The sequence below is a fragment of the Streptomyces sp. WAC 01529 genome (genome assembly GCF_003945545.1).
GTDB lineage: Bacteria > Actinomycetota > Actinomycetes > Streptomycetales > Streptomycetaceae > Streptomyces > Streptomyces anatolicus.
In genome coordinates, this window is the sequence record NZ_CP029617.1 from 3,895,887 (window position 1) to 3,918,176 (window position 22,290).

Here is a 22,290-nt window from a genome sequence, read left to right on the forward strand (position 1 = left end):
GCCCAGGGCTGCCGGGGTGGGCCGCCCTGGACGCTGTTCCACGACCATGGATACGACCATGGATCCGGACGACCGAGGTCAGCCCTTCACCTTCTCGTCGACCTTGACCAGCGCGTACGCCATCACCAGCGCGGAGGCGGCGATGAGGAGGAGCATGGCCCACTCGGGCTCGGTGTGCCTGTCGATGAGGACCAGGGCCACCACCCAGGTGAGGAGAACCAGGGCTTTCGCCAGTACGCCGTTCATTCGCGCCCTCACTTGACGAACGCCGACAGACAGGCGGAAGCCCCGGCACCCGCTACGTTCACCGCGATCTCCCGGGCCACCTTCTTGTTGACCTTCCCCACCACCAGCGCCGCGGCGCCGCCGATCCCCGCCCGGACCAGGCAGTTCTTCGCGGTCTTCGTCATCGGCTTGCCCTCCAGCGCCTTGCAGTACTTCTGGCGCTCCGCGCCGCGCTTGCTCTTGTCGAAGTAGCAGTTCGCGATCCTGTGTTCCTGTATCGGATCCACGGCGTACGCGACGGGGGCGGCCCCGAACGTGAGTGACGCCAGGACCAAAGCCGACACGATTTTGATCTTCACTTGTTTCCCTCTGCCGTTCTGTTCCCGCTTTCGTCCCGATCCTCGAATAAGCGCAGGTCAGACGGTACCCGCCGGAGGTCGTCCGCATACCCCCGCGATCGGCGGGGGCGTACGCTTGAGACGTTCCGGCGGGGGTGCGAAGGGGGCCCGAGCTGTGGAGGACGCCGTGCCCACGATCCGGGTGGTGGTCGTCGACGACGAACCCCTGACGCGTGCCGGGGTCCGGTACGCGCTGGAGCAGGCCGACGACCTCGACGTCGCCGCGGCGGTGCCGGTGGCCGGTGCCGTGGAGACCATCCAGGAACAGCTCCCTCAGGTCGTCCTGCTCGACAGCTGCACCTCTGACGCCGAGCCACTGTCCGACGGGATCGGCCGGCTGGACCGGCCACCGAGCGTGTGCGTGTTCTCCCGGTCGAGCGACCGGCGGCACGTGGCCGTCGCCCTGGCCGCGGGGGCTTCCGGCTACGTGCTCAAGAGCACCCCGTCCGAACGCCTCGCCCCTCTCGTGCGGTCCCTCGCGGACGGCTGGACAATGCTGTCGGCCGGCATCGGCGACGACCTCGCCACCCGCTACGTCGCCGGGCTCGGGCGCGATGTGTCCGCCGGGCACCTCTCCCGGCTCACCGCGCGCGAACGACAGATCCTCGTCCTGGTCGGCGCGGGCCTGTCGAACGCCGAGATCGGGCTGCGCACCCACTTGAGCCCCGCGACCGTGAAGGACCACGTCGGCTCGATCCTGAGGAAACTGGAGGTCAGCAGCCGTCTCAGGGCCGCCCTCCTCGCCGACCGGGCGGGCCTGCTCCCCTACTAGAGAGCGGCCTGGACCGGATAGGTGACACGTACGAGGTATCCGCCGTCAGCGGTGGGATACGCGGCGAACGTACCGCCGAGCAGCCGGGCGCGCTCGCGCAGGCCGACGTGTCCGTAACCGCTCGAAGGCACGTCCAGGGGCGGCCTGCCGGGAGCGGGCGGCCCATTGCGGATCTCCACGTGGAGCCGTCGGCCGGCCGCGTACACCTCGACGCGTACGTCGGCGCCCGGGGCATGCTTGCGCACGTTGGTCAGGGACTCCTGGACGGTGCGGTACACAGCGGCCTGCACCGCTGAGGACCGCACGGGGGAGAGCGGCCCGTCGAGCGCGACATCGATCCGGCAGTCGACGTCGAGGCCGCTCTCGGCGATGAGCGCGGGCACTTCGCTGAGCTGCGGCTGTGGTTGCGGGGCGAGGGCGTCCGCCGTACCTCCGGAGACACGGAGGACCTGGACCATCTGGTGCAGTTCGTCCAGGGTCCGGGAGGCCCGGTCGCGTATGGCGCACGCGACTTCCCGGGCCGCCGGGTCCCCGGTGGTGACTTCCAGCGCGCCCGCCTGGACATAGGTCAAGCTCACTTGATGGGCGACGATGTCGTGCATCTCGCGGGCTATGCGGTCACGTTCGGCGGAGAGAACCTGCAAGGTGAGCAGACGGGATTCCCGCTCGCGGGACTCCTCCAGGGCGGCGAGGCGGGCGGCGGACCTCTTCCAGGCCCGGTTCAGCAGGCCTATGACCACCGGAATCGCGACGAACGACCCGACTTCCCAGACGCGCGTGGTGGTGCCGAGCCAGGTCTCTTCCCCCTCGTAATGGATCGATGTCCAGAAGGTGGCACCCAGCAGCCCGTAGCCGGCCACCGCCACCAGTCCTCTGCCCTTCGCCGCCATCACGTAGAGCGCGAAGAGGGACGGCTGGAGGTACCACACGTACGCGCACGGCAGGGTGGCCAGGAAAACGGTGACCGGGAACCGGTACACCGGCAGCAGAAGCAGAGGTGTGAGGAGAAGGATCGCCGTTTCCCAGGGGCCGTACGCGAGAGGCCTCCGCCACGGCTCGGTGTCCTCCAAGGCGCAGGCGAGAACCGCGCAGATGAACAGCCCGAGGAGAAGACGGCGCCGCGCGTCATGACTCAGCCGCCGAAAGGCAAGCAGAACAGCACAGGACGGGCGGTTGTTCACAACAGCCCGGCCCGCTCCGCGAGAACGGCCGCCCTGACGCGATTCACGCCCAGCTTTCCCATCAGCGCGACGATATGGTCCTTCGCCGTACCGAGAGCGATCTGCATGGCCTCGGCTATCTCCTCGTTCGACTTGCCGTGGCCGAGCAGCACGAGCGCCTGCCGCTCACGCGGGGTGAGCGCCTTGAGCTTCTCCAGTTCCGCCTCGGGGGACACGCTGGAGACGTATCCCTCGACGACCCGGGCGGCGATGGACCGGCTCAGCATGAAGCCGCCCGCCGCCAGGACACGGACCCCTCGGATGACCTGCTCCGGCGCGGTGTTCTTGAGGAGGTAGCCGGCCGCGCCGTCCCTCAGGGCATCGCGCACCGCGCCGCCCGGGCTGAAGGACGTGAGCATCATGACCTCGGGCGGCTCCGGCAGCTTCCGGATGTGCCGCAGGATGTCGAGGCCGCTGACGCCCGGCATCCTGACGTCCAGCAGCACGACATCGGGCAGGTGAGCGGAGACCGCGGCCACGGCGACGGTGCCGTTGCAGGCCGCCACCACCTCGATGTCCGGCGCGGAGGACAGGATCGCCGCGAAGCTGGCCCGCACCAGTTCCTCGTCGTCCACCACGATCACCCTCAGCGTGGCGTTTTTCGGCGCACTCATTAAATTGAACCCTTAACGAAAAAGAACGTATGCCTTTCGCGACGAACCGGCACTGGCCCACTGTGTCCCACGACCCCCGTACGCGGAACCCCTGACCAGCCGCCCCGGACCCCCGCCGAACGGCGGGGGTCCGCTCAGCGGACCGTGCCGTAGGGCGCAGGGCGGCACCCCTGAGGGGGCCCGATTCGAAGGGTGGACCACGTGTCGCGGCCGCCCCGTTACTCCCCGCGGAGGCTCAGCAGATGGTCTGGTCCCCCGGCCAGGTCCGGGCCAGCGGGGTGACGCCCCGCGCGAGGGCGTCCGGCAGATCGCCGGCGGTGGCCCGGGATCTGATCACCTCCTCGACCAGATCGACGCGCCCCAACAGGACGAGCGCCTGCACCGCGGCCCGCCGCACGGGACTCTCCCTCGCCCTCAACAACGCCACCAGGCCCTCCTGCGCGGGGTGGCCGGGGAGGACGGCCGCGGCTCCGGCATGGTGCAGGCGCCGCACGGAATTGACGGCACTGAAGCGCACGCTCACCGAACGGTCGGCGAGGGCGTCCCCCAACGGATCCAGCGCGCCCAGGTCCGCCGTGTCGCCCAGCGCCATGGCCGCGGAGGCGCGCAGCGCGGTGCTCGTCGCCCGCAGCCGGACCGCGTAGCGGGCCACGGGCGGTGGATCGAGGCGCCGGAGCCGGGTGTAGCCCCACGCCGACCTCGGAAAGGTGTCGGGATGTCCCAGCACTCCCCAGCTGAGGGCCCGTAACAGCAGGCGGCTACGCGGTGGTGGAGCGTCGAGGAAGGCGAGGAAGGGCCCCACGTCCCGATCCGGATCCAGCTCCGCCGCGACCCGGATCGCCACCCCGTGGATCTCCGGGCAGTAGAGGTCGTCATGGCGCCCCATCGCTGACATGCGGTGGACGAAACCCATGACCGCCGCGTCCGCTTCCGTCCCGCCGATCTCGTGGAGTCGCAGCAGTGCTCCTACGAACGAGGACTTCGCGTCGCCGCTCAGCACGGCCACAGCGGTTTCTAAGGGTGAGGTCACCGTGAGGTCCTTCTGCGGGAGGGTAACTACCGCGCTCACCCTGGCCGCTCCCCGGCGCACCCCGTAACCACCCTCCGGCGGGACCCGGCCCCCGCCCTCCGGCGGGGTCGCAGGCCTGTCACCGGCTGAGGGGGCGAGTGAGCGAGCGGGCGAGTAGGTGACCAGGTGACTAGGTGACCGGGCCCTACCCGCCGCCGCCCGGTCCCGCGGACTCGGTGACGGACCAGCCGACCATCCCGGTAGCTCCGGACACGCCCTCGACAGTGTTCGGCAACTGCACCTTCCCCGTGAAGGTGAGCGGCAGGACAGGCAGGGCCAACCTAGGCTTCAGCTTCAGGTACAGCCTGTTCGACGGCATCAGCAAGTCGGCACCTGCAAAGGACGGCCCTCTCGACGAGGCCGCCTCCTACAGCAGCGAACTCAAAATCACCTACAACTCCTGAGAGGCGCTGGGGTCTTCCCTCCGCATTCGCACGTGCGCAATCAATAAGCTGCCGTGCTGGTGTCAGGTGCCCCGTCGTGCCCGGCCCTCGTGCCCCCAGGCTGTCTGCGTGGGGGCACGGGCGAGCCGTAAGAGGCGGCACACGGCGAGATCTCTCGCCCCCCTTGCGCCCCCCTTCGCCCCGCTCCCGCCGCACCTGCTGCACGAGCCACGGCGTACCGCGCGGATTGCCGAGGCAGGCTGCTGCGGACGCTCGGCCTCGACGTGCGCAGCACCCTAGGTGCTGCGCCGAGCGTGACCTGCTCGACCGGTGCCGAGTGTGCCGCGCCCGTTCCTCTGAACGAGCAGGGGCGGCGCGTATGGAAGTGCGCCGACCTGCTCGGCTCTGCCCCCGGCGTGCCCGGAAGCAACCCCTAGCACGCACGCCCCGCCGCAACCCCCCTGCGGCGGGGCGTTGCTGTGTCGGCTAGTTGCTCATCCTGCGCCCGACGCCACCGGCAATGGCCGTGATCGCCATGGCAACCAGGGGTGCCACCTGCGTACTGATGTTGGCCGCCAAGACCACGACGACCAGGATTACGACCGTGACGAGTGCAGGTCGCAGATCGCACTCGACCGTCGTTGCTGCGTTTTCCATGACTTCCCCTTGCCAATTCGCGGACAGAAACCGGAGCGGCCACCCCGCGGCGAGCATGGCACGAAATGCCTTCGATTGCTTTGTTTGTAATGGTTGACAGCGTTAAGCAATATGACAGAAGTCGCATTCTGCCTTTGATTCGACCGTTTTCCCGGTGGCCAAGTTGCGCCGTCCATCGTCGGCATCACCCGGCGCCCTGATTCCGAAAGTTGCGGAGAGGCGGTGATGCCATGCCCTCACCGATCACCGACCGCGATGCCGTGCGTTCCCCGCACACTGCGGGCAAGTCCCGCAACGCCACCGCCCGCGAGCTGGGGCGCGCCGCTGCCACCGTCTCTGAGATCGCGAGCGAGCTGGGCCTGACGTTCGCCGACGGCGCCAACGCAGGGCGACGTGATCGAGACCGGTCTCGACCTGCTGATGGCCGATCTGTACGACGCACTCGACGAGACATGGTCCAGTTGGCTGCGCGACCAGGGCCCGCGAGCTTCGACGCTGACCGGGAGATCTGGCAGGCGCTGAACATCCGCCCACCGAGCAGGGAGCAGGTATCACCCTGTCGCGGTTCGCGATCAGAGTCGAGGAACACGCCCGCACGGCCGACACCATCGCGCAGCAGGCCGTGCGCTCCACCGGATACAGCGTCCAGTCGTTTGGCCTCGGCGACACCGCCGCCGTCACCGCAACCGAAGCCAACGCCAAGGAGCGGCGCAGCATGACCATCCGGGGCAAGAAGCCGGTACTGGCAGCCCGCGGTCGCCGACATGCTGCACGTACTGCTCCGGCTCGACCGGCAGTTCTTCACCCCGCCCCTGACCCCATGCAGGCCGGGCTCTCGCGGTGATCAACCCCGGGGTGCGGTACGGCCTTCCGACCATGCAAGGACGGCATCGCAGCACTGCCCGGCGACCCCTAGAGCCACCAACGCCCACACGGCGTGGGGCTGTTGCACCTGCCCGGTCGCAATGGCCGCCACGATTCCACCACCACAGATCGCACTCCACCTGACCGAGGGCCGCCGCACAGGCAAGACGAGGTATTTGCTCCCGCGCGCACCGCTGGGCATGTCACTTTCCAACTTGGCACCTACTAGGGGTTGTTGGGCTCTCGCTTTCCGAACTGCGCGCGCCCCTCATACTGACAGACACGCACCCTTCATTTCAAAGGCAAGACGAGCGACTTTACAATGAATCGTTGTAAAGTCCTCCCCGGACACCTTTAAATGCATCCTCAATTCCGTCATCCGCTAAAGAGAAATAGAGCCGAAGAGCGTCATCGCCTTCCACTCGCAAAACGCAATGACCCGGAGGAGTGGCGTACATCACGCAAGGGGCGAGGGGTGCCGATCCACCCACGCCGATGCCGAGCTGCGCCTGCTGGAGATCATGACGTTGCAGCTCGCCGACGGGGTCGACGCCCCCGGCCGGGTGGTCGCCAGCGCGGCGCAGGCGGTCGTCGACGCCCTCGCGTCCGCTGCGCAGTTGGAAATGTTCGACGCCGTGACCGAGGCGTACGACGTCGGATCACCAGCCGTGCTCGCCGAGCTCGGCGCCCTGTCGGATACCGACGCGCGCCGGGCGGTCGACGTCACCCCGAACACGAGGAGCATTGACGGGCTCACGGCCGAGACCGTGCACTCGTCACCGCCACGCACCGGGGGATTCTCCGGGCGGTCAAGGACGTGTACCGGCGTATGGTCGCCATCGTCTCCGGCACGCCGCTGGTCGGCATCGACACCCGTAGGCAGGCGACGCAGCGCTCCGTGCAGCAGTTCACCGACCGCGGCATCGGCTCGTTCACCGACAAGGCCGGCTGTACGTGGTCCATGACCACCTACGCCGAGATGGCCGTGCGCACGAGCACCGGGCGGGCCGCAGTCGAGGCACACGCCGACCGGCTGCGCGCCGCCGACCTCGACCTTGTTGCTGGGCGCCGGATCGTGGCCTACGACGCCGGCCGCGACATCTTCTACGTGAAGTCGGCTCTTCGGCACTCTACGATCAAGCTCACCGGAGCCACGTACACAGGCCTGTTCACCGAGCTGAGCCAGGAACTCGCCGACAAGTCCGCGAGCCTCGTCCCACGGAACCGGACTGGTGCCAAAGGGCACGCACCGGACACGCACGTGGGGCGGAACGGAACGGGGGGCCCGACCGAGAGTTCCCCGTCGAGCCCCCATCCGTGCAGGTCAGAGCAATTCTGACGCTGCTCTCAGCTGTAGACCGTGTGGGACTCGAACCCACAACCAATGGATTAAAAGTCTGCGGCGACTCCATCGCGCCCCGTTGTGTCGTGTTGCCCAATGGAGCCTCAGGGTGTCTAACGTGCAGGTCACCGGTATTTTGGTTCCACCTGAGACAGGGTGCTCGTCGTGTTCTGTTGTGCCGCGTAGGGTGCCGTTGCGTGGCCTTCGGGCCAGCAGCGGGCCAGCAAGAAGGGCCCCTCACCCGCAGGTGAGAGGCCCTTTCCGTCTACGTCAAGTCTACGCCGCAGTGGGGCCGTTGTCAGTGCTGTCCTCTACCGTGAAGCCAATCCCATCCGCGCTCGCTGGCTGCGATGCTGCGGGCCCCGGCGGCGGAACAGCGCCCGGCGCCGGGGCATCTGCACCCCCCTGTCGTGCGCGAGGAACGGCGGCGGCCGACTTCTCCGTCAGCTCGTCCTCGTACTCCTGGAACATCGCCATGTAGGTGTCGCTGGTGAGAACGATCGTGGAGTGCCGCAGCTTCACCTTCGCATCGTGCAAGTCGCCGCCGCCGGCCTTCACGAGCCCGGCAGCGCTGTGGCGGAGGTCCCGAAGGTTGATGGGCGGTAGGTCCGCGCGCTGGCGGAGCCGCCTGAACTCCTTGCTCAACACGTCTGGATGCAGCCACGATCCGTCTTCACCCGTAAGAATCTTGCCGGTGTCGACCCAGTCGGCCACGTCCTCACCCTTGGCCCGCCGTTTCCTCGCCTGGGCATTCCACGCCCCACGCTCGGCCTGCTGGCGTACGCGATGCTCCCGCAGGGCCCTCACGGTGCCACGGTCAATCTTCACTGAGTCCATGGAGGAATCCGTTTTCGGGGCTGTTTCAATCGGCGTCCATCCGTCTACGACGATCTCCTTGAGGACATCGATGTACGGCTGGCGCACGTCAAGGTGTACGTCCTCCCAGGCCGAACCGACCCCTTCACCGCGGCGAAGCCCGTGGTACGCGATCAGGTGGTACCCGATGTAGAGCCGGTGCCCCTCGGCCTCATCGAGGAATGCACCGACCTGCTCTGGCGTCCACACCATGACCCGGCTGGGGATCTCCCCCGTCTCCCGCCAGCGGGCCACGCGCTCAGCGGTCCACAGCAGGCCCTTGGGCCGCGCGCTCGACCCCAGTTCGACGTGACAGGCCGGGTTGAAAGTGATCAACCTGGAGGAGATCGCCTTGTTCAGAGCGGCGCGCAGTGTGCGCCGGATCGCGTGCCGCGTGGCTGGGGTGTTCGTCCTCCGGAACGGCGGCATGGCCGCCAGCTTCTCGCGCTCAGCCGCCAGCCGCGCCCGCTCGGAAGCGGGGGGCGCGCCAGGCCGTCCCCACTTACAGCGGGCCACCTGCTCACGGCGCGCCGCATTCTCGGCACGAATCACGTCCGACTCGTCAGCGATCGCATCGAACATCTCTTGGCAGTGATCGACGCTGAGCCGGTCGAGACGCAGGTGCCCGATGCGTGGCCGGAGGTGAACCTTGATGTGCGAGCGGTAGCTGTTGTTCGTGGTGGACCTGGTCTTCTTCCCGGCCATCCACTTGTCAAGCCACGCTCCTACGGTCATCTTGCCGTCGAGAGGGATACCGACCCCGAGGCGCCGAGAGACCTCGGCGGCCGCGGGGATCGGTGCCCGGTTCTTCATGACGTCGGCAAGCAGATCGCCGACGCGGCGCTGATCTTCAGGGTCGTCGCCTGGCAGGTCGAGGATCGCCTGGAGCCGGGAGAGGTCGGTCTGGGCGTCCGTGACAGTGGCGTAGCCGGTCCTGCGGAACGGTCGGCGCTTGCCGTTGGCGTCGAGCGGGAGTTCTTGGCGCAGTGCGATCGCGCCATGGCTCTTCTTCTTCAACTGCGGGCACTTGGTGCCCAGCAGCTTGCCGTCCGCACCGCGGCACTCACAGCGCTTCGTGATGCCTCCGGCCCGGCGCGACGACGGCATGAGCTACTCCTCGACCTGGTTCTCGGGGCCGTTGGTGGCAAGCAGCTGGCCCACTGCATCGGATACGTCGTGCGACATGAGCCCGGTCCTCACGAAGAGGACAAGCTCGCCGCCCTCAGGGGGTGTCGTCGCCATCCCCTCCGTCATCGTCGTGGCCTCCGTCCTCACCAGGATTCCAGCGGCCGGTGCCGATGAGGTGCTCCAGCACCTTATTGAGTTCCACCAGAAGCTCTTCGGACATGTGTCCGCGACGTACGGCCATGATCAGGCCCTGGTCGGTTTGGACCGGCAGGAGGACCTCTCCGTCCGGGAGTGCGTCGCTGAATTCCCACCAGGCTTTCGCGGGCTGACGCGTCATATCTCCCCCACTCCTCGCTCAGATGTTCGAACAAGTATGTGCACACCCGCCCCGCATGGATCTACGAGGCAGGCAGCCATGTTGACATCATCAGCCACGGAGCACTACTACCGGTACAGAGTTGTTACGGAGTGTAATCCTTTGGGGTGACATCTGCCGACGGCATAGTCATTCGCCTTCGGCAGGCACGATCGTGTCGAGGAAGGCCTGCAGCTGGGCACGCTGCTTCGGGGTCAGCCGCTCGGTCTTCCTCACGAACGCCCTCGCCTCGCCTGATGCGCTGTAAACGGGGTCCACTCCATGGAACTGCGCGCTAGCAGCATCCTGCAAGATCTCAAGGTCACACCCGCCGGCCTCGGCGAGCGCCCGCAATTCCGGCAGTTGAGGCGGCGTGACGGGCTCCCCCGACTCCAGTCTGTGGATCCATCCGGGCTTCACCGTGGTCTTGGTTAGAGGGTCGACCGCCCGCTCTGCAAAGCGGACGAGGGACAACCCGCTCTGCTGACGCAGCTCTCTGATCAGGTCGCGGAACTGAGTTCGCTGGTCGTCAGTAGGGGACGGGTCCTGTGCGGCCATGGGGGTCATGCTGCCACTCCTGGGACTGCGTTGACTGGTGATCGTTCAGGGACTGGAAGCGACCAGCGAGAAAGAGGGTGCTGGTCAGGCAACCCTAACTATTTAACTAGCTGAACGGATTGTTCAGTACACACCCCGTGCGCGCCAGGTCGCACGGGCGCTTTTCGCCATCCCTTTACGCGCCACCCGTTCAGGCTGCTGGACAGAACGTTCAGGCAGTGCAATGCTTCTCGCATTCAGATCGCTGAATGAAACATTTCGCGAGGTGAACGTGAGCACAACTACGCCTATGTACCGGCTGGTGAACGGCACCCTGCTGCGCACCCTCATGCAGCGCACGGGCACCGGTTCCCGCCTCACGGTGCGCGAGCTAGCCGCCGCTGCCGACGTCTCCGTCGGCACCGTCGGCTCGCTGCTCACCGGCGAACAGCAGAGCCTCCCCGAGGACAAGGCCAAGCGCGTATCCGCCGCGATCGGCGTTGACCTGCTGGTCCTCTGGATTCCTTGCGAGCGAGCAGGGCGCCATGCCGCTCTCAGCGCCGGACGACTGGCGGTGGCCGTATGACGACGCGGAAGCAGGCATTCACTCCCGACGAGGTGCTCGCGCTCCCCGCGATGCCGTCGGCCAAGCAGGCGTTCGCCGCGATGAACGTGTCGCAGGAGCTGGGCTACGCGCTCATCCGGAGCGGCGACTTTCCCCTTGAGGTCCTCCGCCTGGGCCACGCGTTCCGCGTACGCCGCAGCGACCTCATCGACTTCCTCGGCATCCGCGAGGACGAGGCGGCCCCCGCCGCCTGACCCACCCCTGGACGCGCCAGAGGGCCGCTCCGCTTGCAGGCCCGAGCGACCCCCGACACGGCGCCTCCACCCACCAGAGAAAGCAGAGGTCACCGTGACCGACATCATCCCAGACCAGCGCTCCGAGTTCATCGCCGGACTCCTCCAGTTCGCCGACTTCCTCGAGGCCACGCCGAGCGTGCCGTGCACCATCGACCAGCGGTTCCTGCTCCCCATGAGCACGAACACCGCCGTCGAGGAGTTCGCGGCTGCGCACGGCTTGGTCGTCGAGTACGACGACGCCGGAAACGCGAACGCCGACCTGCAGTTCGGGCCCATCACGTACCGCGCCTACGGCTACGTCGACTTCGACGCCCACTACGCCCGCAGGCAGGAAGAGCAGGCCCGCACATGGGCCGCCTCCCACGGCCTCGCACTGCGCCCCGCCGAGGGCGGTGCCGCGTGAACGCCCCGATGACACATGACCCGCTGGTCTTGATCACGCGGGACGGCGTGGTGTGGATGCGCCGCGCGATCACCCGCGACGGACTCGGCCTCTACGCGGTCACGGACTCCGTGAGCTGCCCTGAGTACGTGATGGCGACGCAGGCCGAACTCGCCGCGCGCGGGATCGCCAGGTCGGTGGCCGCCCTGCCGATGCCGGTGGGCGATGCGCCGACCGAACTGGGCTGCGACATCGCCGAGTTGCGGGCCGCGCTGCAGGACACCCTCGCCGCGCTCCGCACCGGACAGTCCGAGCGGGAAACGCTGCAGGCCCGCGTCACCGAGTTGGAGGGCCAGCACACCAGCGCCCGCACCGCCGATGAGGACCCGATCGCCTACGCCCTCACCCCGCAGGCCATCGACACGGCGGACCGACTCACCGACCCGCTGATCGTGGACCGTTTCGACGTCGCCATGGAGCCCGCCCCGGAGGACCCGCCCGTCCTCATCGTGGGCGCCACGGCGAGCGACGGGATGCCGGTCGCGCTGTTCTTCGACGTGGAGGACCGCGCCAAGGTCGCCTCCTGGCTCGCCCCGAAGAGCGACTCGTCCCGCGAGCGGCGCCTGAAGCAGCTGCCTGACGAGGAGGCCAACGAATGACGACGACCGTGCACGCCGGGACTTCGGTCCCGGCCGCCGAGGCCCAGCCCGGCACCTGGCAGGACGACGCGCTGTGTGCCCAGACCGACCCCGAGCTGTTCTTCCCCGAGAAGGGCGGCTCGACCCGCGAGGCGAAGCAGGTCTGCCTGGCCTGCGAAGTCCGCACCCAGTGCCTCGACTACGCGCTCGCCCACCCCCAGCTCGGCGGTGTCTGGGGCGGCCTCACCCACCGCCAACGCCGTCGGCTCCGCAGCCACGAGTAACCCGCACCGCCGCCCGCCGCCGCTGTCCTCTGCGGCGGCGGGCGGACCAACCCTCTCCACCCGTTCCGCGACAGAAAGGGCACCACCGTGGCGGACACCACCGGCACCAGCCCGAGCACCCGGCGCGTCGCCGCTCCGCGTGCCCGAGACACCCCGCCGTTCGACGGCGTGCTGTTCGTCGACATGGAAAACCTGCGCGCCAAGTACGAGTGCCTGAGGCCCAACTGCCCGCACCGCCTGGAGGGACCGATCCACAGCTGCGACCCCGTCCCTGGCCAAACGAAGCGATGGGTTGGTGCGGCCGGCGTGAAGGCCTTCATCGACAACGTCAAGAAGCGGCACCTGGCCCAGCACCACGGGGAGCAGCGTTGACCGACACGCAGACAGCCGACCTCCGGGCCGCCGCCCGCGAGCTGCACGACGCTGGCCTGTGCGTCCTGCCCATCAAGGCCGACGGCACGAAGAAGCCCGCCGTGGCCTGGCTCGACTACAAGGTTGAGCGCACCACGCCCGAGCAGCACGACGGCTGGTTCGGCGGAGACCGGCCCCGCGGCATCGCCGTGGTCTACGGCAAGGTCTCCAGCAACGTCGAGTTGATCGAGTTCGAGGGCCTCGCCATCCGCGAAGGCCTCCTGAACGAGGCCACCGAGATCATGGACGCTGCCGGGCCCGACATCGCCGAGGCGTGGCACTCGATCCTGAACGGCTGGGTGACCGAGTCCCCGTCCGGCGGCCGGCACTACCGCGTCCGCGTCGAGGGCGGCGACGTCCCTGGGAACACGAAGTTGGCGAGCCGACTCGCTCGCGAGGACGAGTACACCGAGGCAGACCGTCAACGGCTGCGCGAGCGACCCAACGCACGCATCGTCCGGGTGCTCATTGAGACCCGAGGCGAGGGTGGGTACGGGCTGGTCGAGCCGTCCAGCGGCACCGTCCACGCCACCGGGCGCCCATACGTCCGGCTGGCGGGCGGCCCTGGCACGATCCCCGCCCTGGACGCGAACACTATGGCCGCGATCCGTGACCACTGCCGGATGCTGGACCAGTTGCCGCAGCGGGAGGCCCCGCAAGCCGCACCGCGCCCGGCACAGCCCCGGCAGGACGGCACACTGCGGCCCGGCGACGACTTCGAGGATCGAGCCTCCTGGGAGGAGATCCTCCACGGCGAGTTCACCCCCGTCGTCGCACGCGGCCAGACCACGTATTGGCGGCGCGAGGGCAAGGCGAACGGCTTCTCTGCCACCACTGGACATGCGAATGATCGAGACAGGCTGTACGTGTTCAGCACCTCGACCGTGTTCGAGGCCGAGGTGCCCTACAGCAAGTTCGGCGCCTACGCCCTGCTGAACCACGGCGGCGACCACAAGGCCGCCGCACGAGAGCTTGCCCGTCAGGGCTACGGCACTCGCCGCCTCACTGCAGTCGGTGCCCCGAGCCCTGCACCGGCGCCTGCCCGCGAGCAGCAGGACGCCGACGAGGTGCCCGCCGCTGCTGACCACGAACAGCAGGAGCCGCAGGGCGACGACGACGGACGCGAGGGGTTCGACTACGCGGACGCGTTCGGCCTGCCCGCCGCCGTGCGCACGCCCTACGACTACCGCGTCACCGGCCGCGGAGTCGAGGTGCTCAGCGCGAGCGGCGAGAACTGGAACCGCGTCACCTACACACCGCTCGTCATCACGGCGACGTTCGAGGACCCCGAAGGCGACCAGTACGTAGAGCTGTCGTGGATCGACCGCAGCCTGGGGCGGCCCCGCCGAATCTCCCGCATCGTCTCCCGCGAGACCGCGAAGCGCGGCCGCAAGCTAATCGAGACCCTGGGCAGCGCCGGACTGCCGTGCGTTGAAGGCGACGCGCGGGCCGTCGAGAAATGGCTGGCCGAGTTCGAGGCCTCCAACGTGCATCGCATCCCGTCCGAGCAGCTCGCCCGCTGGCTCGGCTGGCAGGACGACGGCACGTTCGTCTCCTCCCCTGAGGACGGCATCAAGGTCGACACCGCGTTCGAGGAGCAGCGCGGCCCGGCCCGAGCACACGCCAGGAAAGGGACGCTGGAGGGCTGGCAGGACACCATCGCCTGCCTGGCCGACTTCCCGGTGCCGCGCGTCGCCATCGCGGCCGCGCTCGCCGCTCCGTTGCTCAAGCCGCTTGGCCTCAACTCCTTCACGCTGGACATCTCCAGCCGGTCGACCAAGGGCAAGACCACGGCGCTTCAGGTCGCGCTCAGTGCGTGGGCAGACCCGTCCGAGCACGCCTCCGCGATGAGCAACTGGCGCACCACGCTGTACGCGATCGAGAAGCGGCTGAACCTGGTCCGCGGGATCGTGACGGTCTTCGACGAGACGATGGCCGTCACGGACGACAGCCTCATCGATGAGGTGCTGTACCAGCTCCCGATGAACCACGGAAAGGCGAGGAGCGGGGGCGCGTTCGGGAACATGCTGCCCTGGGAGACCATCCTCCTGTCCTCTGGGGAGCGGCCGGCGCTCTCCTTCACGACCTCCCAGGGCGCGGCGGCCCGCATCCTCGGGACAACGATCGCGCCGTTCGGCGACGGGGGCGGCCCGGTCGCAGCTGCGGCCCGGGAGGGCGTACTTGCCCATCACGGGCACGCGGGGCCGGAGTTCATCCAGTACATCCTCAGCGGCCTCGCCCAGCCCAACGGCCGCGACAAGCTGAAGGAGCACCACCGCCGCCTGGTGGACGAGTTCCGCGGCGGCGGCGACATGACGAACCGGCGCGCGCCGATGGTCGCTGTTCTCGCCCTGGCCGAGGCGCTGGCGTGCGGCCGTGGGTTGCTGCCGTACGAGCCTCTCAGCCACGACGTGTGGCGCGGCCTGTTTACCGCCCACAACCCCACCGACAACCGCCCCGACATGGCGCTCGACGTCGTCAGGGAGTACGTGGCCGGGCACGCTCACGAGCTGTACAGCGCGACCCGGGCCGCGATGGGTGAACGGCCGCCTTTCTCCGGCTGGCTCGGCGTCCTGTCGTCCAAGGATGGCGTCACCGAGGTCGCGCTGCTGCCGGAGCGGGCCCGCAAGATCCTCGCCGAGGCGGGCTACTCGCTCGACGCCGTCGTCGGCAGCTGGATCGATGCCAACTACCTGAAGGTCCTGAAGAGCCAGCGGCCCCCGCACCTGGTGCCCCGTCGGTTCGACGGCGCCCGCGCGAAGTGCCTCGCCTTCACTCCCGAGGGCATGCCCTACGGCGACCAGGACGACGCCGCATGAGCACCGTGAGCCGGGTGGTACGCACGAGGTGCGTACCACCCGGCGCCCGACGAAACCCCAGTTCAGGCGGGTCACGAGTGCCGCCGCGGGGGCGGTACGCAGTCGCCCGGAAATGGCACCCCTCAGGCGTGGGCGTGCGTGCGCGCCTGCGTGCGGGCGTGCGCACACATCGACCCCTGTCTGTTTCTGCGTACCTGCGTACCACTGTCTCTAGAGAGAGACATAAGAGCAGGTCAGGGCCGCTTTTTGCCCGGTACGCAGCCGGTACGCAGCCGGTACGCAGCCGGTACGCACTGCGTACCGCTCCTCTCCTCTCTCCACCGAATTGAGGTGCTCCATGTCCTTCACGCCCCGCCCCTACCAGCTCGACGCCATCGAGGCTCTGCGCACGGGATGGGACAACGGGCAGACCCGCCTGGCCGTCGTGCTGCCAACCGGCGCAGGGAAGACTGTCGTCTTCTCGCACCTGGCCCATCAGATGCTCGACGGCCTCGGCGGCCGCCGAGTGCTCGTCATCGCGCACCGAGAGGAGCTGATCGAGCAGGCCGCTTCCAAGCTCTTGGCGGTCGACCCGATGCTGCGTGTCGGCATCGTCAAGGCGTCGCGGGACGACCACCACGACGCCGACGTGATCGTCGCCAGCGTCCAGACCCTGGCCGTGCAACGACGGCGCGAGGCCATCCGCGACATCGGCCTGATCATCGTGGACGAGTGCCACCACGCCGCCGCCCGCTCGTACATGGAGGTGCTCGCGCACTTCGGCGCCTGGGACGGCGTGCCCACCGCAGGCTTCACGGCGACGATGACGCGGACTGACGGTGGCCTGGCCGAGGTCTGGGAGGACGTCGTCTTCCGCCTCGACATCCTCGACATGATCAGCGACGGCTACCTGTGCGACGTCCGCGGCAAGAGCATCACCGTCGACACCCTCGACCTGAACAAGGTCAAGACGAGGGGCGGCGACCTGGTCGACGGGCAACTCGGCAAGGCGTTGGAAGACTCCGGTGCCCTGGACGCCGTCGCCAAGGCGTACGCCGACCACGCGAGCGACCGGCCCGGCGTCGTCTTCACTCCGACCGTGGCCACCGCACAGGCCGCCGCCGCCTCCCTTCGCGGGGTTGGCATCGCCGCCGCCCCGGTGTGGGGCGACATGGGCCGCGACGAGCGACGCGCCACCCTCGCCCGGTACGAGGCCGGCGACGTCCAGGTGCTCACCAACTGCATGGTGCTCACCGAGGGATTCGACGCGCCGCACACGTCGTGCGTCGTCGTCGCCCGGCCCACCAAGAGCCCCGGCCTGTACGTGCAGATGGTCGGCCGCGGCCTCCGGCCGGCGCCCGGGAAGCGGGACGCCCTGCTGCTCGACGTCATGGGCGCGGCGTCTCGTCACAAGCTCGCCTCCATGGTCGACCTGACCGCGAGGGAGGTCGGCGAGGCCGAGGAGGGCAAGAGCCTCCGGGAGGTCGCCGAGCAGCACGCGGCCGCGGAGAAGCGGCGGGCGCTGGCGGCACGGGTCGAGGTCGAGGAGATCAGCCTGTTCGGGGAGTCGGCGATCCGCTGGCTGCGCACCGAGAACGGCACCTGGTTCATCCGCCTGACGAGCGCGATGTTCCTGTTCCTGCTGCGGGACCCCGGGACGCGTCTGTACCGGATGCGTCGCTGGACGCAGGCAGACGGAGTGCACCCGCCCCGCGATGACGTGGCCCGGCCGCTGCCCGAGGCCCTGGCCTGGCTGGAGCAGCAGGCCAAGGTCCTGGCCCCGCAGGCATTCGTCGCCCGCGAGGCCCGGTGGCGCCGCAGCCACCCCACGGACAAGCAGGTCCGGCTGTGTCGGCGTCTCGGTATCGCAGTGCCGCGCGGGAGTACCGCGGGGGACGTCGCCGATCTCATCGACCAGGACCGCGTCGGACAGGTCCTCGGCCAGCTCATCCTTCCCGCCGCGTAGCGGTCCGGGCCTGTCGCTATCAGGCCCGGACCTCCACCCATCACACCACGGAGGAACCCATGAACGACCAACCCGCCCCCGCTGAGGGCCGCCAGGAGCAGCACGGCCAGAAGGAGGCCACCCGTGGCTGACTTCACGACCGAGACGGTGACCCGCACGATCCGCCGCTGGCGCGTCCCCGCCGTCGAACCGTGGGGTGCCGCAGCGGATGAGATTGGCAAGGCGTGGGCGGTCGCCGAACGGGCCTACCGGGAGCACCACGAGATCCCCGACGACCGGCCACTCCACGGTGACGCCCTGCGCTTCCACGTCACAGACGACGAGATCGTAATCAGCTTCGAGCACGAGGGGCCCCGAGCGTGAACCGCCGCTGCACGCGCGGGCACTTCATCCCCGCCACCGCCGAGACGAGCGTCTGCCGCTGCACGCTCACACCCCGCCGACGTCTACGCCGCAAGCACGTCCTCGGCGCCGACCTCTGGGGCCAGGGCCTCGCCGCCCGCCGCAAGTGCATCGCCGACATTCCACTGACCGGGAGGTACCTGTGACCCCGTCCGCCCGCATACTCCGCTGGCACTACCTCGTCGCCGCCGCTCTCGTCGGCCACTGCGCCGCCATCGCCACCCGCGATGGTCACTGGTGGTACGGCGTCGGCCTCTTCATCACCGGCCTCCTGCTCCTGGTCGCCCACGCCCGCGAGTGCGCGGCCGCCGACGAGCGCCGCGCGACCGCCGTACGAGCCGAGCGCGCCGCCCGGCTCCGCGCCCGCCAAGACGCGGCCGCCCTGGGCTGGGACGAGCTGGCGACCGCCTGCTGTCTGCGCGCCTGGGAGACCAGGGGCGCCGCCCACGACAAGCCCACCTGTGCGAGGAAGGAGCGGGCCGCATGAAGGGGACGCGGTACACCGCCGACACGATCACCGACAACGCTCTAGACGAGCTGTACCAGCGGGTGGCTCGTGCCGAGGAAGAGGCTGATGCTGCGGTCGCCGCAGCCGCTCGGCTCACCACCCTCGTGGGTCAACGATCTGAGCGTGCCGAGAGGGCCACCGAGAAGCAGCGCCGCCGCGCCGAGATTGCCGAGAGCGAGCTGCACACTCTCCGCTCTGGGCTCCGGGCGAACGGCGCTGACCCCACCAATATTCAGAACCTGTGGGCGCAGATCCGCCTCCGCAACAGGCAGTGGCACGCGGCCAAGCGGGAGTGCGATCAGAACGCAGCCGCCATCGAGCGGGCCCGGGCCCTCGCGACGCGGTGGGCCGTTCTCCGTACGCACGGTAGCGCCGCCGCCGAACTCCGCGCCGCCCTCGACGAACGCAAGGAGCAGAGCGCGCCGTGAACGTCTGCGAGCTGTGCGGCGACGAGGCCAGCGGCTACCTGTGCGCCCGCCACCGGGAGCAGCTGGCCGCGCGCCTGGCCGAGCTGCCCACCCTGTACGCGGAGGTCAGCGAGTGCCTGGTGCCTCGCCGGTCCGGGTGGGGCGAGATCGTCGCCACCCGGGGCGCGGCGGGCCCCCGCTCCCCGATCGACGAGGACGTCCTGGACACCGTCACCTGGGGCCGCGCCGCCGAGGTAGTGCATCTGTGGCGTGTGGATGTGCAGCGGGAGCGGTGGCCTCACCACGGGCCGCCGCCCGCGGCCGAGTTGGGCGCGGACTGTCGGTGGCTGGCCATGGAGCTGGAGTGGATCGTCGACCACTACCCAGCCGCCGGTGACCTGGCCCGCGAGATCAGCGACCTGGAGGGCACCGCGCGGTCGATCGTCGGCGACCCGGCCCCGCGGCGGCAACGCCTGGGCACGTGCGTGGCGATGACGGAGGCCGGCGTGTGTGGCGCGGTGATCAGCCGCCTGCCGGGCGAGACCCGGCTGAAGTGCCGGTGGTGCGACAGCGTGTACGAGGGCGGGGCCGCCCTCCTCGCTTTCGCTCATTTCCAGCCCGACGAGGCGGCGTGAAGACCTTGCATCCAACACCCCTGTTGGATATGGTCGACGCGATGGAACCGAAGCCCTGGCGGGAACGGATCGCCGACGAAGACGAGCTGTTGGAGCAGCTCAACAGACTCGCGTCCGAATCTGCCGCACGACGAGCCCAAGCTCTGCGCGACGGCGTCGAAGAACTCGGCTCGATCGCCGAAGTCGCCCGCGACCTCGGCAAGAGCTGGCAGGCCATCGACCAGGCGCTCAGGAGAGATCAGCGCAAGCAAGCGTCCGCCGAGGGCGCCACCACAACCGAATAGACAGCGAGGGCCGGACAGCAGCTCTGGGTGTTGGAGCACCCAGGCGCGCGCACCGCCCGACCCTCTCACCGAACATCCTGACCTAACCAGGAGTCGGCATGACCGATCATTCCACGCGCCCACCTGCGCGCGAACACCCCTACCCGGACGACCTCGCCGCCGCTCTGCGCGCCGACGCCACCGAACTGCTCGCCGCCATCGCCGACAAGCTCGCCGGCCACCGGCCTGACGACCGGATGCTCGAGGACACGCGGCTGGCGCTCGCCTGCACGTACGCCACCCGCCGCCGCGGCTTCTCCGAGCCCGCCGACCAGCTGGAGCGCATGCTGCTCGCCCGCATGCCCCGCGTGGAGCGGGACATCACCCGCGGCGAATACGCGCTGATCCTCCGCCGCGCGGCCGAGGGCGAGCAGCTGCAGGACGGGGGCCAGTGATGGGACTCCGTGACCGCCTCGCCGCCCGCCAGCGCCACACGCAGCTGCTCGCCGCCGCCAACAGGACCATCCACACGCAGCTGCTGCACGGCAACACACTGCGCCCCGAGCCCGCCACCATGGTCGCCCTATCCTTCGCGATGTTCGCGATCCGTCTGGACGCGGCCGAGGCCCGCGACTACCTGAACGCCGCCCTTGCGGAGCGCGGTTACCCCCTCCTGAACGAGGGAGGCGATCAGTGACCGCCACGACCCGTGAACTGACCAGGGGCCAGCAGGTCGTCCTCGGCGCCGCCGCGGCCGTCATGGTCGCCGTGGGCGTGGTCGGCGCTGTCGGTACCTACTCCAACGCCCTCGAGGAGTTCCACCGCGAAGCCACCGCTGCCGGTGTTGTCGCCGCCGGGGAGGGCCTCACCCTCATCCTGGCGTTGTCCATGCTCGGGCTGACCCTTCTCGGCCAGTCGGCGCCCGCGTGGGTCCGTGTCGGCCTGTGGCTCGCCCCGCTCGCCGCCTGCGGCACCGGCCTCGCTCTCGCCGACACCCTCACCGAGGCCGCCGTCTACGGCGCCACCCCGCTCGGCATGAGCGGCGCCGCCGAAGGCCTCGGCCTGATCGCCCGCCGCGTCGTCATCTACACCACCGGCGTCGACGCGGAGGCGCAGCGCCGCACCGCGAACGCCGTGCAGCAGCTCGCGTACCACCAGGCCGCCGCGGAGCGGCACCCCGACCCGGACGTGCAGCAGGCGTCGCTACGGACGGCGTGGAAGCTCGCGCGCCGCGTCGGCGTCGGTGACCACGTCCTGGGCGCCGCCCTCGTGGAGGTGCAGCGTGGCCGCATCACCAGCGGCGCGGACACGGCCCTCGCCGCGATGTACAGCGCAGCCGAGGCTCCGGCCAAGCCCCGCAAGGCCAGCGCGATCGACGTGCTGCGCGAGCGCTTCGCGACGATGAACCCGCAGGACGCGATCCGGCTCGCCGCTGATGCACTACCTGATGCGCCCCCTGCCGAACTGGCCACCCTGCTCGGCACCTACGGGGTGGCCGTGGACGCCGTCGCGGTCGCCCTGACCCTCGGGCAGCAGCCCCCCGAGTACGAAGTGCATCGACCTGATGCAGCCGCGCATCAGCAGGTCAGCGCCCTGGAGCCCGTGAATCTGCAAGGCGCGGTCGAAGAGGCGGCAGCCATCCTCGGGCCTGATGCGAAGGCCAAGCAGATCGCCGAGCATCTGGAGCGCAGCCGCCGCCTCCTGGTCGACGAACCGTACATCCGCGCCGCCCTCTCCCGCGCCGCGAAGAAGCAGCCCGGCGAGGCCCCGGCCAAGCCGATGGAGGGTGGATACGCATGATGCGCTACCTGTTCGGGGCGCTCCTCTCGCTCCTCGTCACCTTCCCCTCGCTCCTCCCGGCCCTCGCCGTCATCGGCTCCCAGCCCCCGGTCCTCGCCTTCGCCGCCGGCGCCCTCCTGTGGCCGCGCATCAACCGCCGCATCAGGGGGTGGACGTCGTGAACGAGCCCGTCCGTCAGCAGCAGATCGGCTACGACCTCGCCGGGAACCCCATGTACGCGGCGCCCGCCCAGCACGGCCCGGCCCCTGTGGTGCAGCAGACCACGCAGCCCTTGCCGGACCTCAAGGCGCACCCGTGGGGTGCCTACGCGGCGGCCGGATGCTTCGGCCTGCTCGCGCTGATCGTCATCGTCGTCCTGGTGATGTTCGTCGTGTTCGGCTTCGCGATCCTCGCCGCCGTCCTCGGCCTGGTCGTCGTCTGCCTGACGATCTGCGTCCTCGTACTGCGCGGCATGTGGCGCGACCACCAGAAGGGCCGCTGACCCGCCCTTCCGTCCTCCGTCAGGTGAGGGATCTT

Annotated in this window: 33 protein-coding genes; 23 read left to right on the plus strand and 10 right to left on the minus strand. The window is 69.4% G+C overall.

The annotated features are described in order from the left end of the window. Positions 1-78: 78 nt before the first annotated feature. Positions 79-246, minus strand: coding sequence for a hypothetical protein (locus DMA15_RS36685; RefSeq protein WP_164551776.1), 168 nt, complete (start codon positions 244-246; stop codon positions 79-81). A gap of 8 nt (positions 247-254) precedes the next feature. Next, positions 255-569, minus strand: a complete 315-nt coding sequence (locus tag DMA15_RS17425) for a hypothetical protein (protein ID WP_125513740.1) — start codon at positions 567-569, stop codon at positions 255-257. A gap of 181 nt (positions 570-750) precedes the next feature. Here DMA15_RS17425 and DMA15_RS17430 point away from each other — a divergent pair, with 181 nt between their 5' ends. Further along, a complete protein-coding gene (locus DMA15_RS17430; RefSeq protein WP_240659834.1) occupies positions 751-1,395 on the plus strand; it encodes a response regulator transcription factor in 645 nt (214 codons plus the stop codon). Here the strand turns inward: DMA15_RS17430 and DMA15_RS17435 are convergent. From DMA15_RS17435 to DMA15_RS17445, 3 genes are all read right to left on the minus strand, one after another. After that, positions 1,392-2,465: a histidine kinase gene (locus DMA15_RS17435; protein ID WP_125513741.1), complete on the minus strand. Its 1,074-nt coding sequence runs from the start codon at positions 2,463-2,465 to the stop codon at positions 1,392-1,394. The genes DMA15_RS17430 and DMA15_RS17435 overlap by 4 nt on opposite strands. A gap of 107 nt (positions 2,466-2,572) precedes the next feature. Continuing rightward, positions 2,573-3,229 carry a response regulator transcription factor gene (locus DMA15_RS17440; protein ID WP_125513742.1) on the minus strand — a complete coding sequence of 219 codons (657 nt, stop codon included), beginning with the start codon at positions 3,227-3,229 and terminating at the stop codon, positions 2,573-2,575. 235 nt (positions 3,230-3,464) lie between these two features. Then, positions 3,465-4,298: a hypothetical protein gene (locus DMA15_RS17445; protein WP_125513743.1), complete on the minus strand. Its 834-nt coding sequence runs from the start codon at positions 4,296-4,298 to the stop codon at positions 3,465-3,467. Positions 4,299-4,432: 134 nt separating this feature from the next. Here DMA15_RS17445 and DMA15_RS17450 point away from each other — a divergent pair, with 134 nt between their 5' ends. After that, positions 4,433-4,702: a hypothetical protein gene (locus DMA15_RS17450; protein WP_125513744.1), complete on the plus strand. Its 270-nt coding sequence runs from the start codon at positions 4,433-4,435 to the stop codon at positions 4,700-4,702. A gap of 465 nt (positions 4,703-5,167) precedes the next feature. Here the strand turns inward: DMA15_RS17450 and DMA15_RS36690 are convergent, their stop codons facing one another. Then, positions 5,168-5,338 carry a hypothetical protein gene (locus tag DMA15_RS36690; protein ID WP_164551777.1) on the minus strand — a complete coding sequence of 57 codons (171 nt, stop codon included), beginning with the start codon at positions 5,336-5,338 and terminating at the stop codon, positions 5,168-5,170. A 393-nt stretch (positions 5,339-5,731) separates the two neighbouring features. On the opposite strand from DMA15_RS36690, the gene DMA15_RS38000 reads away from it, so the two are divergent. Beyond that, on the plus strand, positions 5,732-5,860 hold the full coding sequence (locus DMA15_RS38000) for a hypothetical protein (protein WP_276314351.1): 129 nt from the start codon (positions 5,732-5,734) through the stop codon (positions 5,858-5,860). A 1,171-nt stretch (positions 5,861-7,031) separates the two neighbouring features. Continuing rightward, positions 7,032-7,541: a phage minor capsid protein gene (locus DMA15_RS37515; protein ID WP_240659835.1), complete on the plus strand. Its 510-nt coding sequence runs from the start codon at positions 7,032-7,034 to the stop codon at positions 7,539-7,541. Positions 7,542-7,820: 279 nt separating this feature from the next. Here DMA15_RS37515 and DMA15_RS17460 read toward each other — a convergent pair whose 3' ends face one another. The 4 genes from DMA15_RS17460 to DMA15_RS17470 form a co-directional block, all read right to left on the minus strand. Beyond that, positions 7,821-9,506: a site-specific integrase gene (locus DMA15_RS17460; protein WP_125513745.1), complete on the minus strand. Its 1,686-nt coding sequence runs from the start codon at positions 9,504-9,506 to the stop codon at positions 7,821-7,823. Positions 9,507-9,509: 3 nt separating this feature from the next. After that, complete coding sequence (locus tag DMA15_RS38005; protein ID WP_276314352.1) at positions 9,510-9,641, minus strand: hypothetical protein; 132 nt, start codon at positions 9,639-9,641, stop codon at positions 9,510-9,512. Continuing rightward, positions 9,622-9,864 (minus strand): hypothetical protein, encoded by a 243-nt coding sequence (locus DMA15_RS17465; protein ID WP_125513746.1) that lies wholly within the window; start codon positions 9,862-9,864, stop codon positions 9,622-9,624. Before DMA15_RS17465 ends, DMA15_RS38005 begins: the two co-directional genes overlap by 20 nt. Before the next feature lie 168 nt (positions 9,865-10,032). After that, positions 10,033-10,440 (minus strand): helix-turn-helix transcriptional regulator, encoded by a 408-nt coding sequence (locus DMA15_RS17470; protein WP_164551778.1) that lies wholly within the window; start codon positions 10,438-10,440, stop codon positions 10,033-10,035. A gap of 271 nt (positions 10,441-10,711) precedes the next feature. Between DMA15_RS17470 and DMA15_RS17475 the strand changes: the two genes are divergently transcribed. From DMA15_RS17475 to DMA15_RS17560, 19 genes are all read left to right on the plus strand, one after another. After that, complete coding sequence (locus DMA15_RS17475; protein WP_125513748.1) at positions 10,712-11,005, plus strand: helix-turn-helix transcriptional regulator; 294 nt, start codon at positions 10,712-10,714, stop codon at positions 11,003-11,005. Beyond that, positions 11,002-11,238 carry a hypothetical protein gene (locus DMA15_RS17480; protein WP_125513749.1) on the plus strand — a complete coding sequence of 79 codons (237 nt, stop codon included), beginning with the start codon at positions 11,002-11,004 and terminating at the stop codon, positions 11,236-11,238. The genes DMA15_RS17475 and DMA15_RS17480 overlap by 4 nt, the downstream gene beginning before the upstream one ends. 94 nt (positions 11,239-11,332) lie before the next feature. Then, positions 11,333-11,683: a hypothetical protein gene (locus tag DMA15_RS17485; protein ID WP_125513750.1), complete on the plus strand. Its 351-nt coding sequence runs from the start codon at positions 11,333-11,335 to the stop codon at positions 11,681-11,683. An 8-nt stretch (positions 11,684-11,691) separates the two neighbouring features. Beyond that, the gene (locus DMA15_RS17490) at positions 11,692-12,321 is read left to right on the plus strand and encodes a hypothetical protein (protein ID WP_125513751.1); all 630 of its coding nucleotides are present in this window, start codon (positions 11,692-11,694) and stop codon (positions 12,319-12,321) included. Continuing rightward, the gene (locus tag DMA15_RS17495; RefSeq protein ID WP_125513752.1) at positions 12,318-12,584 is read left to right on the plus strand and encodes a WhiB family transcriptional regulator; all 267 of its coding nucleotides are present in this window, start codon (positions 12,318-12,320) and stop codon (positions 12,582-12,584) included. Before DMA15_RS17490 ends, DMA15_RS17495 begins: the two co-directional genes overlap by 4 nt. An 87-nt stretch (positions 12,585-12,671) precedes the next feature. Then, on the plus strand, positions 12,672-12,956 hold the full coding sequence (locus DMA15_RS17500; RefSeq protein WP_125513753.1) for a hypothetical protein: 285 nt from the start codon (positions 12,672-12,674) through the stop codon (positions 12,954-12,956). Continuing rightward, the gene (locus DMA15_RS17505; protein ID WP_125513754.1) at positions 12,953-15,814 is read left to right on the plus strand and encodes a DUF927 domain-containing protein; all 2,862 of its coding nucleotides are present in this window, start codon (positions 12,953-12,955) and stop codon (positions 15,812-15,814) included. The genes DMA15_RS17500 and DMA15_RS17505 overlap by 4 nt, the downstream gene beginning before the upstream one ends. 337 nt (positions 15,815-16,151) lie before the next feature. After that, positions 16,152-17,759: a DEAD/DEAH box helicase gene (locus tag DMA15_RS17510; protein WP_125513755.1), complete on the plus strand. Its 1,608-nt coding sequence runs from the start codon at positions 16,152-16,154 to the stop codon at positions 17,757-17,759. 123 nt (positions 17,760-17,882) lie between these two features. Continuing rightward, a complete protein-coding gene (locus DMA15_RS17515) occupies positions 17,883-18,122 on the plus strand; it encodes a hypothetical protein (RefSeq protein WP_125513756.1) in 240 nt (79 codons plus the stop codon). Beyond that, the gene (locus tag DMA15_RS17520; RefSeq protein WP_125513757.1) at positions 18,119-18,307 is read left to right on the plus strand and encodes a hypothetical protein; all 189 of its coding nucleotides are present in this window, start codon (positions 18,119-18,121) and stop codon (positions 18,305-18,307) included. Before DMA15_RS17515 ends, DMA15_RS17520 begins: the two co-directional genes overlap by 4 nt. Next, entirely contained in the window at positions 18,304-18,648 is a 345-nt protein-coding gene (locus DMA15_RS17525; RefSeq protein WP_125513758.1) for a hypothetical protein, read from the plus strand. Before DMA15_RS17520 ends, DMA15_RS17525 begins: the two co-directional genes overlap by 4 nt. Beyond that, the gene (locus DMA15_RS17530) at positions 18,645-19,097 is read left to right on the plus strand and encodes a hypothetical protein (protein WP_125513759.1); all 453 of its coding nucleotides are present in this window, start codon (positions 18,645-18,647) and stop codon (positions 19,095-19,097) included. The genes DMA15_RS17525 and DMA15_RS17530 overlap by 4 nt, the downstream gene beginning before the upstream one ends. Then, a complete protein-coding gene (locus DMA15_RS17535) occupies positions 19,094-19,711 on the plus strand; it encodes a hypothetical protein (RefSeq protein WP_125513760.1) in 618 nt (205 codons plus the stop codon). The genes DMA15_RS17530 and DMA15_RS17535 overlap by 4 nt, the downstream gene beginning before the upstream one ends. Next, positions 19,708-19,995, plus strand: coding sequence for a hypothetical protein (locus tag DMA15_RS17540; protein ID WP_240659836.1), 288 nt, complete (start codon positions 19,708-19,710; stop codon positions 19,993-19,995). Before DMA15_RS17535 ends, DMA15_RS17540 begins: the two co-directional genes overlap by 4 nt. A gap of 98 nt (positions 19,996-20,093) precedes the next feature. Then, positions 20,094-20,429, plus strand: coding sequence for a hypothetical protein (locus DMA15_RS17545; protein WP_125513761.1), 336 nt, complete (start codon positions 20,094-20,096; stop codon positions 20,427-20,429). Further along, on the plus strand, positions 20,429-20,671 hold the full coding sequence (locus DMA15_RS17550; protein WP_125513762.1) for a hypothetical protein: 243 nt from the start codon (positions 20,429-20,431) through the stop codon (positions 20,669-20,671). Before DMA15_RS17545 ends, DMA15_RS17550 begins: the two co-directional genes overlap by 1 nt. Next, complete coding sequence (locus tag DMA15_RS17555) at positions 20,668-21,774, plus strand: hypothetical protein (protein ID WP_125513763.1); 1,107 nt, start codon at positions 20,668-20,670, stop codon at positions 21,772-21,774. Before DMA15_RS17550 ends, DMA15_RS17555 begins: the two co-directional genes overlap by 4 nt. Then, positions 21,771-21,935: a hypothetical protein gene (locus tag DMA15_RS36695; RefSeq protein ID WP_164551779.1), complete on the plus strand. Its 165-nt coding sequence runs from the start codon at positions 21,771-21,773 to the stop codon at positions 21,933-21,935. The genes DMA15_RS17555 and DMA15_RS36695 overlap by 4 nt, the downstream gene beginning before the upstream one ends. Next, positions 21,932-22,255 (plus strand): hypothetical protein, encoded by a 324-nt coding sequence (locus DMA15_RS17560; RefSeq protein ID WP_125513764.1) that lies wholly within the window; start codon positions 21,932-21,934, stop codon positions 22,253-22,255. Before DMA15_RS36695 ends, DMA15_RS17560 begins: the two co-directional genes overlap by 4 nt. The last annotated feature ends 35 nt before the right edge of the window (positions 22,256-22,290 follow it).

Bases quoted from the DNA above. Each gene is read 5' to 3' on its own strand.
- DMA15_RS17550 (WP_125513762.1), top strand. From the start codon at position 20,429: ATGGGACTCCGTGACCGCCTCGCCGCCCGCCAGCGCCACACGCAGCTG.
- DMA15_RS17460 (WP_125513745.1), bottom strand. From the start codon at position 9,506: ATGCCGTCGTCGCGCCGGGCCGGAGGCATCACGAAGCGCTGTGAGTGC.
- DMA15_RS17545 (WP_125513761.1), top strand. From the start codon at position 20,094: ATGACCGATCATTCCACGCGCCCACCTGCGCGCGAACACCCCTACCCG.
- DMA15_RS17465 (WP_125513746.1), bottom strand. From the start codon at position 9,864: ATGACGCGTCAGCCCGCGAAAGCCTGGTGGGAATTCAGCGACGCACTC.
- DMA15_RS17495 (WP_125513752.1), top strand. From the start codon at position 12,318: ATGACGACGACCGTGCACGCCGGGACTTCGGTCCCGGCCGCCGAGGCC.
- DMA15_RS17530 (WP_125513759.1), top strand. From the start codon at position 18,645: ATGAAGGGGACGCGGTACACCGCCGACACGATCACCGACAACGCTCTA.
- DMA15_RS17490 (WP_125513751.1), top strand. From the start codon at position 11,692: ATGACACATGACCCGCTGGTCTTGATCACGCGGGACGGCGTGGTGTGG.
- DMA15_RS17470 (WP_164551778.1), bottom strand. From the start codon at position 10,440: ATGGCCGCACAGGACCCGTCCCCTACTGACGACCAGCGAACTCAGTTC.
- DMA15_RS17510 (WP_125513755.1), top strand. From the start codon at position 16,152: ATGTCCTTCACGCCCCGCCCCTACCAGCTCGACGCCATCGAGGCTCTG.
- DMA15_RS36695 (WP_164551779.1), top strand. From the start codon at position 21,771: ATGATGCGCTACCTGTTCGGGGCGCTCCTCTCGCTCCTCGTCACCTTC.
- DMA15_RS36685 (WP_164551776.1), bottom strand. From the start codon at position 246: ATGAACGGCGTACTGGCGAAAGCCCTGGTTCTCCTCACCTGGGTGGTG.
- DMA15_RS17440 (WP_125513742.1), bottom strand. From the start codon at position 3,229: ATGAGTGCGCCGAAAAACGCCACGCTGAGGGTGATCGTGGTGGACGAC.
- DMA15_RS38005 (WP_276314352.1), bottom strand. From the start codon at position 9,641: ATGGCGACGACACCCCCTGAGGGCGGCGAGCTTGTCCTCTTCGTGAGG.
- DMA15_RS37515 (WP_240659835.1), top strand. From the start codon at position 7,032: ATGGTCGCCATCGTCTCCGGCACGCCGCTGGTCGGCATCGACACCCGT.
- DMA15_RS17480 (WP_125513749.1), top strand. From the start codon at position 11,002: ATGACGACGCGGAAGCAGGCATTCACTCCCGACGAGGTGCTCGCGCTC.
- DMA15_RS36690 (WP_164551777.1), bottom strand. From the start codon at position 5,338: ATGGAAAACGCAGCAACGACGGTCGAGTGCGATCTGCGACCTGCACTC.